Source organism: Dietzia sp. IN118 (assembly GCF_032905965.1).
Classification (GTDB): domain Bacteria; phylum Actinomycetota; class Actinomycetes; order Mycobacteriales; family Mycobacteriaceae; genus Dietzia; species Dietzia kunjamensis.
The window spans coordinates 153,320-172,769 of record NZ_JAUMSR010000002.1 but is presented as its reverse complement, the minus strand read 5'-3'; the positions used below and the strand labels follow the sequence as shown (position 1 = coordinate 172,769).

General features: G+C 72.8%; 11 protein-coding genes and 1 tRNA gene. 4 read left to right on the top strand and 8 right to left on the bottom strand.

Features of this window, described 5'->3' with window-relative positions; genetic code table 11:
* Positions 1–4: 4 nt before the first annotated feature.
* The 3 genes from fdh to nrfD are packed head-to-tail and all read left to right on the top strand — an operon-like array spanning position 5 to position 5,322.
* A complete protein-coding gene (fdh, locus tag Q2K20_RS16305) occupies positions 5–3,259 on the top strand; it encodes a formate dehydrogenase (protein ID WP_268093178.1) in 3,255 nt (1,084 codons plus the stop codon).
* Positions 3,260–3,262: 3 nt separating this feature from the next.
* Entirely contained in the window at positions 3,263–4,231 is a 969-nt protein-coding gene (locus Q2K20_RS16300; protein ID WP_317176964.1) for a 4Fe-4S dicluster domain-containing protein, read from the top strand.
* Complete coding sequence (gene nrfD / locus Q2K20_RS16295) at positions 4,231–5,322, top strand: NrfD/PsrC family molybdoenzyme membrane anchor subunit (protein WP_268098951.1); 1,092 nt, start codon at positions 4,231–4,233, stop codon at positions 5,320–5,322. Before Q2K20_RS16300 ends, nrfD begins: the two co-directional genes overlap by 1 nt.
* 118 nt (positions 5,323–5,440) lie before the next feature.
* Here the strand turns inward: nrfD and selB are convergent, their stop codons facing one another.
* The 3 genes from selB to Q2K20_RS16280 form a co-directional block, all read right to left on the bottom strand.
* Positions 5,441–7,204: a selenocysteine-specific translation elongation factor gene (gene selB / locus Q2K20_RS16290; RefSeq protein ID WP_313312894.1), complete on the bottom strand. Its 1,764-nt coding sequence runs from the start codon at positions 7,202–7,204 to the stop codon at positions 5,441–5,443.
* Entirely contained in the window at positions 7,204–8,466 is a 1,263-nt protein-coding gene (gene selA, locus Q2K20_RS16285; RefSeq protein ID WP_253003829.1) for an L-seryl-tRNA(Sec) selenium transferase, read from the bottom strand. The genes selB and selA overlap by 1 nt, the downstream gene beginning before the upstream one ends.
* A 119-nt stretch (positions 8,467–8,585) precedes the next feature.
* A tRNA-Sec gene (locus Q2K20_RS16280) sits at positions 8,586–8,681 on the bottom strand.
* Between the two features lie 71 nt (positions 8,682–8,752).
* Between Q2K20_RS16280 and selD the strand changes: the two genes are divergently transcribed.
* A complete protein-coding gene (gene selD / locus Q2K20_RS16275; RefSeq protein ID WP_096906360.1) occupies positions 8,753–9,763 on the top strand; it encodes a selenide, water dikinase SelD in 1,011 nt (336 codons plus the stop codon).
* 168 nt (positions 9,764–9,931) lie between these two features.
* Here selD and Q2K20_RS16270 read toward each other — a convergent pair whose 3' ends face one another.
* The 5 genes from Q2K20_RS16270 to Q2K20_RS16250 form a co-directional block, all read right to left on the bottom strand.
* Complete coding sequence (locus Q2K20_RS16270; RefSeq protein WP_269529514.1) at positions 9,932–11,119, bottom strand: M20 family metallopeptidase; 1,188 nt, start codon at positions 11,117–11,119, stop codon at positions 9,932–9,934.
* Positions 11,097–12,986, bottom strand: a complete 1,890-nt coding sequence (locus Q2K20_RS16265) for a prolyl oligopeptidase family serine peptidase (RefSeq protein WP_317176963.1) — start codon at positions 12,984–12,986, stop codon at positions 11,097–11,099. Before Q2K20_RS16265 ends, Q2K20_RS16270 begins: the two co-directional genes overlap by 23 nt.
* On the bottom strand, positions 12,979–15,585 hold the full coding sequence (locus Q2K20_RS16260) for a carboxylate--amine ligase/circularly permuted type 2 ATP-grasp protein (protein ID WP_317176962.1): 2,607 nt from the start codon (positions 15,583–15,585) through the stop codon (positions 12,979–12,981). Before Q2K20_RS16260 ends, Q2K20_RS16265 begins: the two co-directional genes overlap by 8 nt.
* A gap of 67 nt (positions 15,586–15,652) precedes the next feature.
* Positions 15,653–18,235, bottom strand: a complete 2,583-nt coding sequence (locus tag Q2K20_RS16255) for a carboxylate--amine ligase/circularly permuted type 2 ATP-grasp protein (RefSeq protein WP_317176961.1) — start codon at positions 18,233–18,235, stop codon at positions 15,653–15,655.
* A gap of 73 nt (positions 18,236–18,308) precedes the next feature.
* Entirely contained in the window at positions 18,309–19,109 is an 801-nt protein-coding gene (locus tag Q2K20_RS16250; RefSeq protein ID WP_067720055.1) for a crotonase/enoyl-CoA hydratase family protein, read from the bottom strand.
* Positions 19,110–19,450 lie beyond the last annotated feature (341 nt).

The window sequence follows — 19,450 nt, the reverse complement described above, 5'->3', positions numbered from 1 at the left end:
GGAACTGGGCCGACGCGGTTCACCGCTGAACTGGCCCGTCTGGCGGCAGTTCAGCGGAAACGATCTGCTCGGTCGCGGCTCCGCGACCCGTTCCCGGCGTTCACTCGAGATCACCCCCCGCACCACCACCGCCGACAAGGTGGTCAAGAGCGTCTGCCCGTTCTGTGCGGTCGGGTGCGCCCAGGACGTCTACGTCTCCGATGGCAAGGTCACCCAGATCGAGGGTGACGACGACAGCCCCATCTCCCGCGGCCGTCTGTGCCCGAAGGGTTCGGCGAGCAAGCAGCTCGTGACCAACCCGGACCGCATCACCACGGTGCTCCACCGCAAGCCGCACGCGACCGAGTGGGAGGAACTCGACCTCGACACGGCACTGGAGATGGTCGCCGACCGCGTGCTGGAGTCGCGGAAGGAGTTCTGGGAGGAGACGGACTCGAACGGTGACACCGTCCAGCGTACCCGGGGTCTCGCCAGCCTGGGCGGGGCGACGCTGGACAACGAGGAAAACTACCTCATGAAGAAGCTGTACACGGCGCTCGGCGCCATCGAGGTGGAGAACCAGGCGCGCATTTGACACTCCTCCACCGTTCCCGGTCTGGGAACCTCATTCGGGCGTGGTGGTGCCACGAACTACCAGCAGGACCTCGCGAACGCCGACTGCATCGTCATCCAGGGTTCCAACATGGCCGAGGCGCACCCGGTGGGGTTCCAGTGGGTCATGGAGGCCAAGCGCCGTGGCGCCACGATCATCCACGTCGACCCCCGGTTCACGCGCACCAGTGCGCTCGCTGACCAGCACGTACCCATCCGTGCGGGGTCGGATATCGCGTTCCTCGGCGGGCTGATCAACTACGTCCTGACCAACGACGCCTGGTTCTCGGAGTACGTGCTGGCCTACACCAACGCGTCGACGATCATCGGCGAGGACTTCGAGGACACCGAGGACCTCGCGGGCCTGTTCTCCGGCTTCGACGCCGATGACCGGACCTACGACCTGGAGTCCTGGCAGTACGCGGGTGCCCAGAACGACATGCCCGACGAGGGCCGCGACGACGACGATGCCGAGGACGAGGCCTCCGAGACCCCCGGCGCCGCCGGCGCCCGCGCGTCGGACACGACCGAGGATCCCCTGCGCGACGAGACCCTGCAGCACCCGCACTGCGTCTTCCAGATCCTCAAACGGCACTTCAGTCGCTACACGCCGGAAATGGTCGAGCGGACCTGCGGCGTCGCTGCCGACGACTTCCTCCGCGTCGCCCGTGCGCTGACCGAGAACTCGGGACGGGAACGCACCACCGCGTTCTGTTACGCCGTCGGCTGGACCCAGCACACCGTGGGAGTGCAGTACATTCGCACGGCCGCGATCCTCCAGCTGTTGCTCGGCAACATCGGGCGCCCCGGTGGCGGAATCATGGCGCTGCGCGGCCACGCCAGCATCCAGGGCTCCACCGACATCCCGACGCTGTACGACCTCATGCCCGGGTACCTACCCACGCCGAACGCCGGCGAGCAACCGGACCTGGACAGTTACATCGGCACTGACGACGTGGCGCAGGGTTTCTGGGGCCACATGCGCTCGTACACCGTCAGCCTGCTCAAGGCCTGGTGGGGCGACGCCGCCACCGCGGACAACGACTTCGCCTACGACTACCTGCCCAAGCTCACGGGCAAGCACGACTCGACCGTCACGGTGCAGCGGCAGATCAACGAAGGCGGCGGCGGGTACTTCCTCGTAGGCGAGAACCCCGCCGTGGGCACCGCCAACGGGCGGATGCAGCGCGCCGGGCTGGCCAACCTCGACTGGCTGGTCGTCCGCGACCTCGTGATGATCGAGAGCGCCGACTTCTGGCGCAGGGGCCCGGAGATCGAGACCGGCGAGATGCGCCCGGAGGACATCGGCACCGAGGTCTTCTTCTTCCCGGCCGCCAACCACGTGGAGAAGAAGGGCACGTTCACCAACACGCAGCGGTTGCTGCAGTGGCGACACCAGGCCGTCGAGCCACCGGGGGACGCGCGCAGTGAACTGTGGTTCTACTACCACCTCGGACGCCGTCTGAAGGAGAAGCTGGCCGACTCCACCGACCCCCGAGACCGGCCGCTACTGGATTTGACCTGGGACTACCCGATGGAGCCGGGCTCGGACGACGAACCCGACGCCGAGGCCGTGCTGGCCGAGATCAACGGCCGCGGCGAGGACGGCGAACCCCTGTCGACGTTCACCCAGCTCAAGCCGGACGGCTCGACCTCGTGCGGGTGTTGGATCTACTGCGGCGTCTACGCCGACGGCGTCAACCAGGCCGCGCGGCGCAGGTCCCGCCACGAGCAGGGCCCGGTGGCCCCGGAGTGGGGTTGGGCCTGGCCGGCGAACCGTCGCATCCTCTACAACCGTGCCTCCGCCGACCCGGAGGGGCGGCCCTGGAGCGAACGCAAGGCACTCATCAGCTGGGATCCGGACGCCGCCGACGGCGCCGGCCGATGGGTGGGCGAGGACGTGCCCGACTTCGAGGCCGACAAGGCGCCCGATTACACCCCGCCCGAGGGGGCGGTGGCGCAGGACGCCATCGGTGGGGCGCAGCCGTTCATCATGCAGGACGACGGCCGCGGGTGGCTCTATGCGCCGCGCGGACTGGCCGACGGTCCGCTGCCGGCGCACTACGAGCCGCCGGAGTCGCCCGTGGCGAACCCGATCTACCCGGGTCACGACGCCAATCCCGCCCGCGCGATACGCCCCGGTCGGTACAACGAGACCCAGCCGGGCCACGGGGAGCCGGGCAGCGAGGTGTTCCCGTTCGTGTTCACCACCTACCGCCTGACCGAGCACCACACGGCGGGCGCGATGAGTCGGACGTTGCCCTACCTGTCGGAACTGCAGCCGGAGTTCTTCTGCGAGATCAGCCCCGAGCTGGCGCGGGAGCGGGGCCTGGTCAACGGGGGCTGGGCGACGATCGTCACCTCCCGCTCCGCGATCGAGGCGCGGGTCCTCGTGACCAGGCGGATGACGCCGCTGCTCATCGACGGTCGCACCCTGCACCAGATCGGGCTGCCCTATCACTGGGGCGGCAACGGCGTGAGCATCGGCGACCCGGCGAACGACCTGCTCGCCCAGTCCCTCGATCCCAACGTGTCCATTCCCGCGACCAAGGCCACGAGCTGTGACATCGTCGCGGGACGACGGCCGCGTGGACCGGCACTGCTGGAGTTCGTCGAGGGCTACCGCCGGCGCGCGGGAGTCATCACCGAACCGGGAACGGAGAGCTGAATCATGTCCGCCTTCCTGTCCGATCTCGGGCGGTCCTTCTTCGGGGACATCGACCCCGCCGAGGACAACGGCTACGCCGACCCGCCGCCGCGCAAGGGCTTCTTCACCGACACCAGCGTGTGCATCGGCTGCAAGGCCTGCGAGGTGGCGTGCAAGGAGTGGAACCTCATCCCCTCCGACGGCCTCGAGCTCACCGGCATGTCCTACGACAACACCCAGGCGCTGGGCGCCTCGACGTGGCGGCACGTCGCGTTCATCGAGCAGGAGGTGCCGGCCCGGTCCGGGGCGCACGCCGCGCCGGCCCCCGCGGCGCCCGCGCCCGTCGATCTGGGCATGCCGGCCCCGACGTTGCCCGGTGAGTCCCCCGACGCCGGCGAGCCCACGGACTTCCGGTGGCTCATGGAGTCGGACGTGTGCAAGCACTGCACGCACGCCGCCTGCGTGGACGTCTGCCCAACGGGGGCGCTCATGCACACCGAGTTCGGCACCGTCGTGGTGCAGAGCGACATCTGCAACGGCTGTGGCTACTGCGTGAGCGCGTGCCCGTACGGCGTGATCGAGCGCCGCTCGGGCCCCGCGGGCGACCCCGCCGTGGGCATCGCCCAGAAGTGCACGCTCTGCTACGACCGACTGACTGAGGGCCAGACCCCCGCCTGCGCCAAGGCGTGCCCCACGGATTCGATCCAGTTCGGTGACCTCGACGAGCTTCGCGAGCGCGCGGCCGGGCGCCTGGACCAGCTGGTCGAGGCGGGCGAGCCGAACGCCCAGCTCTACGGGCACGACTCGAACAACGGCGTCGGCGGCACGGGCGCGTTCTTCCTGCTCTTGGACGACCCGGAGGTGTACGGGCTGCCGCCGGACCCCGTGGTGACGACCCGCTTCGTGGGGACGATGTGGCGGCAGGCCGCCCTGGCCGCGGTGACGCTGCTCGGCGGCGCGGTGGCCGCCTTCGCCGCGGGGGGCGGGTCCTGATGGGCAACGGCGACGGGGCCGACCACAACCGAGCCGACCACAACCGGGCCTACGACGACAAGGCGGGCATCACCCCGGGGCCGGGGCAGAAAACGCGGACCCGCCGAAAGGGCAAGGGGGGCCGCGAGCAACTCGTGGTGCCCCCCGCGGAATTCCGCTCCTACTACGGCAAACCGATCGTCAAGGCCCCGCCGTGGGAGTACGACATCGCGGCCTACCTCTTCCTCGGCGGGTTGGCCGGTGGCTCGTCCCTTCTCGCCGCGGGTGCGGATCTGGCTGGCCTGCCGAGCCAGCGGCGCTCGGCGCGGATCGTCGCGCTCGGCGGGATCACCGGAAGCCTCTACTACCTGGTCCGCGACCTGGGACGCCCGGAGCGGTTCCACCACATGCTGCGAGTGTTCAAGCTGACCTCCCCGATGAGCGTGGGCACCTGGCTCCTGTCGGCGTACGGCCCGTTCGTGGGGCTGGCCCTGGGGCAGGAGGTCGTCCCGGTGCTGCCGGCCAAGATCGCGCGCCGACTGCCCACCGATCTCATCACCCGCGCCTCGCGCCCGGCCGGGATCGTTGCCGCCCTCGTGGCGCCGGCGGTCGCGTCCTACACGGCGGTGCTGCTCACTGACACGTCCCTCCCGAGCTGGAGTGCGGCGCGCCGGGAGCTGCCGTTCGTGTTCGTGGGCAGCGCCGCGGCCGCGTCCGGCGGGGTCGGGCTGCTGCTCAACCCGCTCCACGAGACGGGCCCCGCCCGACGGCTGGCCGTGGGCGGCGCGACGCTCGAGCTCGCCGCCGACCGGATCATGCAGCAGTCGATGGGCATCACCGCCGAACCGCTCCACGAGGGCCGGGCCGGGGCGTACCACCGCGCCGCCCAGATCCTCACCACCGCCGGCGCGGTGGGCGCCGTGCTCGGGCGACGCAACCGCGCGCTGTCCGCGGTCGCGGGGATCGCGCTGGCGGCGGGGTCGGCGTGCACCCGCTGGGCGGTGTTCCACGCCGGTATGGCGTCGACGCAGGACCCGAAGTACGTGGTCATCCCCCAGCGTGAGCGGCGCGACGCCCGCGGTGGCGGCGAGGCCTACGCGAGCGAGCGGTAACCGGACCTACCCGCGGACGCGTCCGGCCGGCGCGGTCCGACGGGGCGGCTGGCGCGGCGGCTGGCGCGGCGGCTGGCGCGGCCCCACACGCTCTCCGGCCCGGTAACCGACCGCCCGGTCAGAGGACGACGTGGCCGTCGTCGCCCTCGCGGCGGGTGAGCCCCCGCTCGGTGAGCACCTCGAGCAGTGGCATCACCACACGCCTCGAGGTGTCGAGGTGGGTGCGCGCGCCGCTCGGGGTGAACGGCTGCGGTAGTTCGCGGAGCCGTCGCACCGCCTCGTCGACCGCGCCCGGGCCCAGCCACACCCCGGGTCCGACGCCCGTGAGGAGCCCGGCCCGTTCGCAGGCGGCGAGCTCACGCGGTCCGAGGCCCAGCTCGGCCAACTCCCCGGCGGTCGGGGCGTCGAACGGCCCGACCCGGAACCGCTCGGCCAGGGTGTCCGCTGCCGCGCGGACCGCCGGGGGCAGGCCCGGCCCGTCCCCGGCGACCACCCGGCCCCCCTCCACCCGCAGCGAGGCCGCGGCCGGGTGATCGAGGACGGCCATGAGCAGGGATGCGTCGGGCAGCCCGAGCGCGCGGCGGGCGGCCTCGGTGGGCAGGCCCGGATCGAGCGGATCGGCGCGGTCGTGCTCGCGCACGGCCTCGACGAGGGTCTCGGCGAGGACGGCGACGCGCCCGGGGTCGATCAGCCACCCGCGGTGGGACTGGTCGCGGACCGGGATGGCGATCCCCCATGCGCGCAGGTCATCGACGTGGGCCACGCCGCGCCGACGCAGCTCCGAGGGCTGGTCGGGGCGCTCCGGTGTCGCCGCCAACTCCTCGGCGCGGTGGCGGGCCGCACCGCGGCGACGCAGCGCCGGCGGGGCGGGATCCAGCACGACGGCGCCCGCCGGGATGCGGTCGGCTCCCGGCTCGCGCAGGATGAGCCGGTCCCCCACCCGCAGCGGCAGCGGGTCCGCGAGCGCGAGGCGGGCATGACCCTCGTCGAGGGGCCGCACGCGAGCGGCTGTCGAGGCGGATCCGATGTGCACCATCACCTGCTCCGGCAGCACGTCCGTCCGCCCGTCGACGCGCACGTCGAGGGTCCCGACCGAGCGCCACCGTCGCGGGGTGACCAGAGTGCTACCCCGCGGGATCTCGTCCGCGGCGACCCCGCGCAGATTCACGGCGACCCGCGCCACCGCCGCCACCTCGTCGCGCCAGTGCCCGAGCGACTGCAGACCACGGACGGTGACCTGCGGCCCACCCGGCCCCAGCTCCAGCGTGTCACCCGCCCGTATGGTGCCCGCGGGCAGCGTGCCGGTGACGACGGTGCCGGCTCCGCCGATGCTGAACGACCGGTCCACCCACAGCCGCACGTCGGCGCCGCGATCGGCCTCCGGCAGCAGCGTGCCCAGCCGGGCGAGCTCCCCGCGCAGCGCGTCCATCCCGGCGCCGGTGACGGCCGAGACGCACACCGCCGGTATGTCCGCCAGGGGTGTCCCGGCCATCGCGTCACGGGCCTCCGCCAGCGCGAGGTCCGGGTCCAACAGGTCGCTGCGCGTGATGACGAGGACGCCGTGCTCGACGCGCAGCGCGGTGAGCGCGTCGAGGTGTTCGGCGGACTGCGGCATCCACCCGTCGTCGGCGGCCACGACGAACATCACCGCGGGCACCGGCCCGACCCCGGCCAGCATGGTGGGGACGAACCGCCGGTGGCCGGGCACGTCGACGAACGCGACCGTGCGGCCGTCGTCGAGGGTGGTCGAGGCGTACCCCAGACCGATGGTCAGGCCGCGGCGGCGTTCCTCGTCCCACCGGTCGGGCTCCTCGCCGGTGAGCGCGCGGACGAGCGTCGACTTCCCGTGATCGACGTGGCCGGCGGTGGCGACGACGAACATCAGGCGGGCGCCTCCGCCCGGAGCACGAGCCGCGCCAGCTCGTCGTCGTCCCCCGGCGGCACTGCACGCAGATCCAGGAGGCACCGGCCGTCGGTCACGCGCCCCAGGACGGCGGGGCGTCCCGCGCGCAACGTCTCGGCACAGCGCTCCGGCAGGGACACCGCAGCGCTCGAAAGGTCGACACCGGGCGCGCCCCCACCGCCGACGGCGGCGACGGACCGGACGGCCTCCGCATCCAGCCCCGCCGCGCGCAGTCGTGCGGCGATCCGCTCGGCCCGCTCCCACAGTTCGGCGGGGTCGGCCTCGAGACCGGCGACGACGGGCGGACGCGGACCGCGCAGCGTCGCCTCGAGAGCGGCCAGCGTGAGCTTGTCGACGCGCAGCGCGCGGGCGAGCGGATGGCGGCGCAGGCGCTGCACGAGGGCGGCGTCGCCGGCCATGATCCCGGCCTGCGGGCCCCCGAGGAGCTTGTCGCCGCTGGACGTCACGAGGTCGACGCCCGCCGCCAGCGTCGTGGTCATGTCCGGTTCATCCGGAAGCGTGGGATGGGGCGCGAGCAGCCCCGAGCCGATGTCCACCACCAGCGGCACCCCGAGGTCCCGCAGCTCGGCGGGCGGGACGGACGAGGTGAAGCCGCTCACCACGAAGTTGGAGGGGTGGACCTTGAGGACGAAGGCCGTGGTGTCGTCGATCGCACGCGAGTAGTCCTCGGCGTTGACCCGGTTGGTCGTGCCGACCTCCCGCAACCGGGTCCCCGTGGATTCCAGGAGCTCCGGCAGGCGGAACCCGTCGCCGATCTCCACCATCTCACCGCGCGCGATGACGATCGTCCGCCCCGGCCCGCCCAGCGCGGTCGCGGCGAGGGCCAGGGCGGCCGCGCCGTTGTTCACCACGTGGACGTCGCCCGCCGTGGGCACGGCGGCCCGCAGGGCGTCGAGGGCGCCGCGACCCCGCCTGCCCCGGCGACCCGTCGCCAGGTCCAGCTCCACGTCATTGGTGCCCGCGGCCTCGGCGAGCGCGCGCACGGCGGCATCCGACAGCGGCGCCCGACCGAGGTTGGTGTGCAGCAGGACGCCACTGGCGTTGAGGACGGGCGTCAGTGTCACAGGCGCGCCGGGCAGCGCGTCGAGCACCGCGTCGACGATCTCGTCCGCCCGGAGCACTCCCGCGCGGGCGCGGTCCTGCGCGCCCCGGATCTCGCCCTTGACCAGCTCGCGGCCCAGCCCGTCGACCGCCCCGGTGAGGCGCGGATCGCGGAGCAGGACGTCGGTGGACGGGATGAGGCGACGCGGATCGGGCGACGACGGCCCCGACCCCTCGTGCGGCTGCTCGGTGATCGTCCGTTCCCCTTTTCGGATCGGTGCCGGTGACGGTGAGGTTGTGGCGGAGGCGGACGGGAATCGAACCCGCCTGACCGAGATACTCGGCCACGTCGGTTTTGAAGACCGCGGGGACCACCAGGTGCCCGGACGCCTCCCTGCCCCACGAGACTAGGCGGTGTTCCCCGGCCGCGCCCACCGATCGGCGCCGCCTCGTTAGGGTCGGACCATGACCACCGAACCCATCTCGCCCGCAGCCCGGCTCACCTCGTACGCGCACGGGGGCGGGTGTGCCTGCAAGATCCCGCCCGGTGCTCTGGAGAACGTCGTTGCCGACCTCATCGGGGCCCCGGTCCGCGATCCGGCCGCGGAACTCATCGTGGGCCTCGACGACGGCGACGACGCGGCGGCGGTGCGGATCACCGGTGGCCGGGCCGTCATCAGCACCGCCGACTTCTTCACCCCCGTCGTCGACGACCCGTACGACTGGGGGCGCATCGCCGCGGCCAACGCGCTGTCCGACGTCTACGCGATGGGCGGGACGCCGATCATGGCGATCAACCTGCTGTGCTGGCCGATGGACGTCCTGCCGTACGAGATGGCCGGAGAGGTGCTGCGTGGCGCCCAGGAGGTGGCCGGCGCCGCCGGATGCCACGTGGCCGGCGGGCACAGCGTCGACGACCCCGAGCCCAAGTACGGCATGGCCGTCACCGGGCTGGCGGACCCGGACCGGCTGCTGCGCAATGACGCGGGCCGGGCCGGGATGCCGCTGTCGCTCACCAAGCCGCTGGGGATCGGGATGCTCAACTGTCGGCACAAGAACACCGGGGAGGTGAGCCGCGAGGCGATCGAGACGATGACCACCCTCAACGACGTCGCCTCCCGGGACGCCCTGGCCGCCGGGGTCGAGTGCGCCACGGACGTCACCGGGTTCGGCCTGCTCGGCCACCTGTACAAGATGGCCCGGGCCAGCGGCGTCTCGGCCGTGATCGACCCCGCCGCGGTGCCCTACCTCGAGGGCGCCCGTCAGGCGCTCGCCGACGGATACGTCAGCGGCGGGACGCGCCGCAACCTCGACTGGGTACGTCCGCACCTCGCGGCCGACGTGGACGAGGACGAGCTGCTCCTGCTCGCCGACGCCCAGACCTCCGGCGGGCTGCTCGTGGCCGGGGAGATCCCGGGGGGCACCGTGATCGGCGAACTCGTCCCCGCCGGAGACGCGGCGATCACCGTGCGCTGACGGGGCCGGTTTCCCCGCACCTCGCCGAGCAGAGGGTTTCGCACACCCGCTCTCGGGCGATACCGGCGAAATCCTCTGCTCGGCGGGAGGGTGAGCGCACGCGGCCGGGAGGGTGAGCGCCCAAAGGCGGGAGGGTGAGCGCGCGCGGCCGGGATCCGCCCCGCCAGCTCAGGCGGGGCGGTCGAGGCGGGCGAACGCGTCGAAGATGCGGGCACCGTGGGCCAGCGCCCGCTCGTCCAGCACGAAGCCCGGATGGTGGAGGTCCGTCTCCTCGGACTCGCCGTCCCACACCCCCAACCGCAGGTAGACGCCGGGGATCTCCTCGGTGTACCAGGCGAAGTCCTCGCCGCCGCTGGACTGGTCAGCGGTGCCCACCCCGTCGGTTCCGAGCACCGATTCGACGGCCTTCGCCGCGAGGTCGGCGCACTCGTCGTCGTTCACCACGGGCGGCACACCCTGGATGTACTCGACCTCAGTGCGCGCCCCGTACAGGGCACCGATCCGCTCGACCGTCTCGCGGACCAGCGGCTCGACGGTCGCCCACACATCCCGGTCCGCACTGCGCAGCGTGCCCCAGATCTCGCCCGAGTCGGGGATGACGTTGGGCGCGGAACCGCCGGCCTTGATCGAGGCCCACGTGAGCACGGTGCCCGACCGCGGGTCGATCCGCCGGTCGATCACGCCCGTGACGCCCGTGACGATCTGGGCGAGGGTGAAGACGGTGTCCTGGGTCTCGTGCGGACGCGCGGTGTGCCCGCCGTCCGAGTGGACGGTGATGCCGATCTTGGCGTTGGACGAGGTGATGGCCCCGCCGGTCACGCCCACCTCGCCGACCGGGCGGTGCGGGTCGCAGTGCAGCGCGAGGATGCGGTCGACGCCCTTGACCACGCCCTCCTCGACGCAGTCCTTGGCACCGCCGGGCATCGTCTCCTCGGCCGGCTGGAAAATCAGGCGCACCGGGCGGGGCGGCGGGTCGGCGACCAGCATCTCGGCGGCGCCCAGCAGCATCGCCGTGTGGCCGTCGTGCCCGCAGGAGTGGCTGACGCCCTCGACCTCGGAGGAGAAGGACTCGCCGGACTCCTCGCTCATGGCCAGCGCGTCGATGTCCGCGCGCAGCGCCACCACGTCGGTCGACGTGGCCCCGTCGGCGGCCGCGACGTCGCACCACAGCCCGGTGCCCACCTCGAACCGCTCGGGCTTGAGCCCCATCGATCGGAGCTCGCCCTCGATGTACTCGGTCGTCTCCCGCTCCTCGTAGGACAGCTCGGGGTGGGCGTGGATGTGCCGCCGCCACCCGACGAGCCGGCCCTCGAACCCGGTCGGGTCGGGGGTCTCATTCTTCGTGCGTCCGAACATCGAACACCTCCTGGCAGAACTGGACCACCCGGTCGCCGAGACGCTGCCGGTTGGCCAATTTCACGAATTCATGACCTTCGTCCTCGAACAGCAGGACGTCCACCGGTACGCCGCGCCGGCGCAGGAACTCCACGGCCTGATCGGTCTCGCTGAGCGGCACATTGGTGTCGTGCGCGCCGTGGACGAAGAGCATCGGGACGTCCACGTGGTGGTACCGCCGTAGGGGCGAGGCCTCCCGCAGTAGCTCACGTTCCTGGAGCGGGTTGCCGTACTTGGGGTAGGCGGCCGCGGCGATCCACGGCTCGGTGGTGCGGTAGAAGGTCTGCAGGTCGCTCATCCCGCACGCGGCGATTCCGCCTCGCCACCTGCCGGGGTGGCGGACCAGGGTGGCGTTGACCAGGTAGCCGCCGTAGGACCGGCCCGAGACCACCGCCCGGCCGGGATCGGCGATGCCCTCGTCGATCAGGTGCAGCAGGGCGTCCTCGACGTCGTCGATCGCCGAGAACCGCCCGTAGCGGTCGTCGGCGTGACTGTAGAAGCGCCCGGCGCCGGTGGAGCCGCGCACGTTGGGCAGGAAGTAGTTCACGCCGATGTCGAGGTAGCGGCGGGCGATGTCGTTGTACCCGGGGCGCGACTGCCCCTCGGGACCGCCGTGGAGGTGGACCACGGTCGGGCCCGGTTCGTCACCGATGTCGGGCCGGTAGAGCCAGCCGCTGAGCTGGAGCCCGTCACGCGCGGTGAACTCGACCAGCGTCGGCGCGGGGTCGGGTTGCTCGGGCGGCCGCCCGGTCCACCTGCGGTTGTCCACGTCGTACATGACGGTGCGGGGAGGCTGGTCGAGGCTCTGGACGGTGAGCGCGAGCAACCGGCCGTCGGCGGTGAGCGTGGGAGACGACGCCACGACCTCGGGCAGCGGCGGCCGGACGATGACCCGGGGGCGTTCCGGCCGCAGGTCGAGGACCTCGATCTCCGACAGGCCGCCGCGCACGTTCCACAACAGGACCGCGGTCGAGCGGTCCAGGCTCACCTCGACCTTGTCGAGATCGGCGTCCCTGCGGAACGCCACCGGCCAGGACTCGGTGGAGTCCTCGTCCGCCTCGACCGCGAGCAGGCCCATCCGGTCGGCCGAGTGGTCGCTGCGCACGATCATCCGCATGGGGCGGTCGGCATCCCCCGCGTCGAGGATGACCCCGGCGTCCGTGGTGGAGCCGGTGTCGACGGGCAGCAGTGGCCACCACCGGCCGTCGGGGACGATGCGCAGCAGCTCGCGGTTCCCGCGGGCACCCACCCGGAACAGCGCGGCACCGTCCCACGCGTGGACCAGTGCGCCGCCCATCCGTCGATCGACGACGGTGTGCTCCCCGGTCTCGGGGTCCACGAGCCGGCCCTCGGCCAGGCCCTCGGAGTCGAACGCCGTCACCGCTAGCAGGTCGCCGTCCCAGCCGACGATCTGGATGGTGGCGTCGCCCACGGTGTCGACGGGGTAGACGTCGTGATCGTCGGGGTCGGTGGTGACCAGCCAGATCCGTTCGCGCTCGCCGCCGTCCGGGGCGACCTCGCAGGCGAGCCACCTGCCGTTGGGCGAGTAGGCCACGCGGCGCACGGGGCCGTCGACGGGCAGCACGACGTCGCGCTCCGGCCCGGCCCCGTCCAGCCCGCCCGGCCCCAGCGGCCTCTGCACGGCGCGCGGGTAGCCGGTGCGCTCGGTGACCACGCACGCCAACATCGACCCGTCGGGCGACAGGTTGGGGGACGTGGTGTGGCGGATCTGGGTGGGCCCCCCGGCGGCGTCGTCGGGGGGTCCCGCGACGTCGCGGGACTCGGCCTCCTCGGTGACCTCGACTTCGACCTCGGTGGTGTCAGGCACGGTGAATCCAGGTGTCCTTTCCGCCGCCTCCGCTCGAGGCGTTGACGACCATGGTGCCCGCCGGGGCCACGCGCGTCAGTGCGACAGGCGGGGCCGTGGCGGCGATCTCTCCCCCCTCACCGTGCCGCAACATGACGAACGCCCGCATGTCGACGTGGCGTCGCTGCAGTTCGCGGCCGTCGAACGTCGGCAGGGTGGACAGTGACTGCACCTCCTGCGCGACGAACCGGTCCCCGTGGCGGCGCAGCTCGTCCCGACGCTCGTCGAGCTCCCGGGGCGAGCATTCCGGGCCCACGGTGATGTCGGACCCGCCGTAGCCGTCGATCGGCTTGACGACCAGCTCGCCGAGCCGGTCGAGGACCTGTCGACGCTGGTCCGGGTCGGCGCACAGGTACGTGTCGACCTGGCCGATGAGGGGCTTCTCGCCCAGGTAGAAATCGATGATCTTGGGGACCATCGCGTAGATCGCCTTGTCGTCGGCGGCCCCGTTCCCGGGCGCGTTGACCACGGCGACGCCGTGCTCCGCCATCGCGTTCAGCAGCCCACTGCGCAGCGCGGTGCCATCTGCGCCCGTAGAGGACAGGAGCATCTCCTCGTCCATACGGACGTAGAGCACGTCGATCTTCTGCCGCTCCCCGCCCTCGACCCGCCATAGGGCGGAGTCCTCGCACATCAGGTCCGAGGGCGTCACCAGGGTGCCACCGACCGCCTCGGTGACGCTGCTGAGGTCGTACGCCTCGAGTTCGTCCTCGGCGACCACCACGCCGATGGCGGGATCGTCGACGCCCTCGGGCGCGGCCGCCCGCAGGGTGTCGGTCAGCATCGCCAGCGCCTCGCGGGGGTCGTGGACCTCCGACCGCGCACCGAACTCGGGGAAACCCTCGGCGATCCGGTCGCGCAGTGCGACCGCCATCGCCATCCCCCCGGGCATCCGCAGGTTGTCCTCGAGCACGATCCACTCGCCCGGCGCCGTGGAGACCAGGTCCACGCCACACACCGGGGCGTGGAGGACGCCCTCGGGCACCGCGCGTCCGGTGGGACGGAACCCCGGTGCGCGCTGGAGCGCCTCGGCGGGGACCACGCCGGCCCGGCTGATCTCGCCCGCCCCGTAGATGTCGCGCAGGAACATCTCCATCGCGCGCGCCCGCTGCTCGATGCCCGCAGAGATCCGCGCCCATTGGTCAGCCGGGACGATCCGCGGGACGGAGTCCAGCGGGAAGACCTGCGGCTCGTCCTTGCCGTACACCTTGAGCGTGATGCCCATGGAGCGCAGTCTGTCGTCCACCTGCTCCTTGCGCTCGCACAGGACCTCGGGGCCCATGTCGGACACGGCCTTGAGCAGGTCCACGTACTCGGGCCGCGGGTTGCCGTCCTCGGAGATGGCCTCGTCGTGCACCTCCTCGGTGACCGCCTCCCCGAGCGGCGAGTAGGAGGCGAGCATGTGTCGCATCCCGCGGTCGTCGGCGGTGTCCCGGGGGCGGATCCGCTCGACGGTCTCAGCCAGCAGGACGGCGATCACGTCGCTGCGGCGTCCCCGTCGGCGGTGCGCCGCGCGTTGGCGGGTCGCCGAGGTCGCGGAACCGCGGACCCCGTCGAGCAGGTTCAGCACCAGGTCGAGTTCGCCTCCGGCCCGGAGGTGGTCGACGTGGTCGTCGACCAGTCCGGTGAGCACCTCGGTGGCGGGGCGGGGGCGCCCGGTCGCCACGTCCACGAGGTCCCCCTCGAGTCCGGAGCGTGCGGCGCGCCAGAACGCCGCGGCCAGCACGGCGTCGGAGGGTCCGTCCCACCCAACGGATCCGGCGCCCTGCGCGGCGTCCCGTTCGGCGAGGACGCGGTCGACCGCCGCGCGGAACAGGGCGGCGACGACGACGAGGGTGTCGATCGTGCTGCACGAATCGCAGGCCACGAGTTCGATCCCGTCCCCGTCCCGGGAGGGGCGGACGTCGACCGCGATCCCCTCCCGTCCCGCGACCACGCCGGTGGCGACGATCTCGTCCTCGCAGGCCAGCGCCTCGTCGGCGGTGTCGGCGGCATAGGCGGGCAGGTGTGCGGGCGACCACTGGCTCTCGAAGTAGCGGGTGGAGGCGTACCCGGAGTCGGTGCCGTCGGCCCAGTAGGGGGAACTCGCCGACAGTGCCAGCAGCACCGGCGCGAGGGCGGCGACCCGTCGGGCCGCGTACTGGGCCTCGTCGGCGTCGGCGGTCTCGATCACCACCCGGAAGCCGGCCGAGGCGCGGGTCTGCGACTCGCGGCCCGGCGCGGGGTGGGGGTCCTGCGGCGCTGGGTCGAACTCCACTTCGGGCGAGGCCAGCGACCCTGCCGCGACCACCCCGGTCCGCAGTCCGTTGGCGGCCTCCGCCAGGCGGGTCCGGTTACGGCGGAGGGCGTCCCCGAGCTCGCCGAGCCCGGTGTGGGCGCCCGCGTCCGCGACCACGATCGCGCCGTGTTGCTCCGGCCGGACGTGGCCCTCCTGTCCCCGTTGCCCGGTGTCGCCGAGAGCGGCGAGCACGTCCGTTGCCCGCCGAACCGGTCGCCGGGTCCTCGTGTCGACGAGGTGGAGTTCCTCTTCGACTCTGATCCATCGCTGTGCGTCGGTCATCATTCCCACGCTAAGGGAACGCGGGCGCACCCGCACCCGCAGCAGCTCCCCGCGCCCGGCGCGGGGGTCACCGCATGATCCACGTGTCCTTGCCGCCGCCGCCCCGCGAGGAGTTGACGATCATCGATCCCGCCGGCGCGACCCGGGTGAGCCCGGCCGGGACCGCGTGCGCGGTGGTCCTGCCCCCTTCGCGTCGGACGTGGGCGAACGCGCGGAGGTCCACGTGCCGGCGCTGCATCCGGGTCCCGTCGAAGGTCGGCAACGTGGACAGGGGCACGACCTCCTGGGCGATGAACCCCTCCGGCCGGGTGAGCAGGTCCTCCCGGCGGGCGGCCAGCTCCGCCTCCGAGCACTCCGGCCCGATGGTGATCCCGAGTCCGCCGTACCCGTCGATCGGCTTGACCACCAGCTCGCCGAGGCGGTCCAACACGAGGTCCCGCTGCGTCCGGTCGGCACACAGGTAGGTGGGGACCTGCTCGAGGATCGGGGTCTCCCCCAGGTAGAAGTCGATCATGGCGGGGACGGAGGCGTAGACGGCCTTGTCGTCGGCCACCCCGTTGCCGAGAGCGTTGGCGATGGTCAGGCGTCCGGCCCCGAGCGCGTCGAGCAGCCCGTCGCGCAGCGGGATGCCGTCGTCGCCCGGCGAGCTGAGGAGCATGTCCTCGTCTATCCGGGCGTACATGACGTCCACCCGGTGCAGATCGCGGCCCGCACGATAGTGCAGCACCCCGTCCCGGAAGGTGAGCCGGTCGGGCGTGACCAGCGGCAGTCCGGTGCGCTGCGCGATGAGTCGGTGCTCGAACCAGGCCGAGTCGGTCGGCCCGGAGGAGACGACCGCGAGCTGCGGCTCGTCCCCGGCGGCCGGCGGCGCGGCCGCCTCGAGCGTCTCGCGGATCATGCCGAACGCCTCGTCCGGCGCGTGGAGATCGAACCCGCCCGTGAGGTCGCCGAACAGGGAGGTGGTCATCTGTCGCAGGGCGTGGGAGAAGGCGATCCCGGAGGGCACCCGGACGTTGTCCTCCAGCACGAACCACGTGCCGTCGTCCCCGCACACCAGGTCGATCCCGCAGATGTGCGCCCGCGTCCGACCCGGCCGCTGTACGCGTCCCGTGCTGCGGTGACCGGGGGCGCGGTCCAGGGACTCGGGCGTCATGTGCCCCGCGCGCACGAACTCGCGCTGGCCGTAGATGTCGTCGAGGAAGGCGTCCAGGGCGCGGGCGCGCTGCTCCGTGCCGGCGGCCAGCACCCGCCACACTTCGGGCGAGACGATGCGGGGTACGAAGTCCATGGGGAACGCCTGGGGCCGCTCCTGTCCGGTGACCCGGAACGTCACCCCGGCCACCGAGGCCTCCTTCTCCGCCGTCACCTGTCGCGACCGGAGCCGCACGGTGCCCGCCCGGTCCAGGGCCGACATCACGGGAGCGTAGGCCTCACGGGGGGCACCCCCCTCCTCGACCGCCTCGTCCCAGCTCGGGTCGGCGTCGAGGCCCTCGATCGGTTCGTAGACGCCGAACAGTCGTGAGTGGGCATCGGGGACCGCCGACCGGGGACCGCTGATCCCGGCGGTCTCCGCCGCGAGCAGGTCGACCACGTCGTGGGGGTGCCCCCGCCGGCGGAGGGCCTGGCGCTGCCGGAACGCACTGCTGCCGTTGTAGAGCGCGTTGTCGAGCAGGGTGCGCACGGTGTCGAGGTCACCCGACCGGTTCAACTCGCCGGTCAGGGACTCCACCAGATCCGAGACGACGTCGGTGGCGGGCCGGGCCCGGAAGGTGACGGGGTCCACGAGATCACCCTCGAGGCCCGACCGGGCCGCGCGCCACAGGGCCGCCCTCAGCCTCGTCTCGGCGGGGGCCGCCGACCCGGCGCCGTCGGCGACGGCGGTCGCCTCGCGCTCGACGAGGGCCCGGAACAGAGCGGCGGCCAGAACGGTGGCGTCGGCGGAGGGACAGGCGTCACCCACCTGCAGCTCCACGGACCGCCGGTCGGCCCCGGGCTGCACGCCGAAGCCGACCATCGACGCATCGACGACCACCCCGCTGGCCACGAGGTCGGCCACCAGCTCGTCGTACTCGGCGGCCGAGCACACGCCCGCCACGGGCGCCGCCGTGGGCCACTGCGAGGCCGCCACCGAGCGGCAACTCGCGTAGCCGGAGTCCGACCCGTCCCTCAGGAACGGCGAACTCGCCGTGAGCGCGAGGAACACCGGCAGGTACGGCGCGATCCGGCAGGACACCGCGACAGCCTCGTCTGCGCCATGGGCCTCGACCCGGATCCGGACGCCACAGTAGATCTGATCCCGGGCCAGGTACTCGTAGTCGGCCAGGAGTCGACGAGTCCTCGGCGTCTCGTCGACGAGGGCGGATCCGGGGGGCACGAGCGGGACGGCCCCGGCGGCGACCACCGCCAGCCCGAGCTCGGCCCCCGCCCCGTTGAGCCCCGCCCGCTCCGCGCGGAGGGCCGACCGCAGCTCCGTCGCGGACCCGGCAGGGGCGGTCGCGGCGCGGATGACGCAGTTGCGCAGTTCCTCTCCCGAGCCACCTCCACCCCGCAGGGCCAGCAACTCCGCCGCCCGGGGCGTCAACTCCCTGCTCGCGGTGTCGAGGACGTGCAGGTCCTCTTCGACGACCATCGACCTCAACACTGCTTCCATAAAGGAAATGTAGGGCCGGGGGGCGGAGTTCACATCCGGTCGGGCTGGGGGATGGGTCTCATCGGATCCGGGTTCAGCGCGCCTTCCACACCGGGGCACGCTTCTCCGCGAACGCCCTCGGGCCCTCGGCCGCGTCCTCGGAGGTCATGACGGTGATCATCTCCGTGTCATTGACCTTCCACTGGTCGACCTCCGCCGGACGCCCGCCGTCGGTGATCCCGAGCGCGACCCGCTTGGTCCCCTGGACCGCCAGCGGCGCGTTGGCGGCGATGGTCCCGGCGAGCTCGAGCGCGGTGTCGAGCAGCCGGTCGGCCGGGACGACGTGGTTGATCAGGTGCAGGTCGAGCGCCCGCCCGGCGGTGATCGGCTCGCCGGTGAGCATCATCTCCATGGCCACCCGGTGGGGCAGCTGGGCCGGCAGCCGGAACGCGCCACCGGCGGCGGCGATGAGCCCACGCCGCACCTCCGGCAGACCGAACACCGCGTGGTCGGCGGCCACCACGAGGTCGCAGGCCAGGGCGATCTCGCAGCCCCCACCCAGTGCGGTGCCGTTGACCGCGCCGATCACGGGGACCGAGACGTACTGCTGCATCATCCCCGCGAATCCCCACTGCCGGTTCTCGGCCGGGAAGATGTCCTCACCCCGGGAGATGGCCTTGAGGTCGGCGCCCGCACAGAACGACCGCTCTCCCGCGCCGGTGATCACCACGACCCGGATCTCGGGATCGGTGTCCGCCTCGTGCAGCGCGTTGCCCAGCAGCGTGCTGACCTCGCCGTTGACGGCGTTGCGGGCCTCCGGGCGGTCGAGGGTGACGAGTAGGACGTGGTCCCGGCGCTCGGTACGGACGGCGGGACGGTTCTCGGTTGACGTCATGGGCCCAGTCTCGCCCGGCTGTGGCCGCCCCGCAGCCCCTCCGCGCTATTCGGCCCTCTCCGCAGGAAAGTTCGTGCGGATGTCCGCGCATCGCACGCTCGAGTGGCACGGCCGACGTCGCTGCGCGTAAACGCATCCTTCCCCTCGGCCGGTCCCGGTGCGGGGCAGGTCCAGGCGCCCCGCCGGTCGGACACCGTGCCCCGCCGGTCGGGCTCCATGTCGCGGGTCGGGGGCGCCACTCGCGGGTCGCCGACGGTCGCCGCGGGGCCACCGCCGAACTGTCGCCGATTCCGACCCGCGCTGCAGCGCCCCGAGGAGACGGGCCGGTCGAGGGTTGTCAT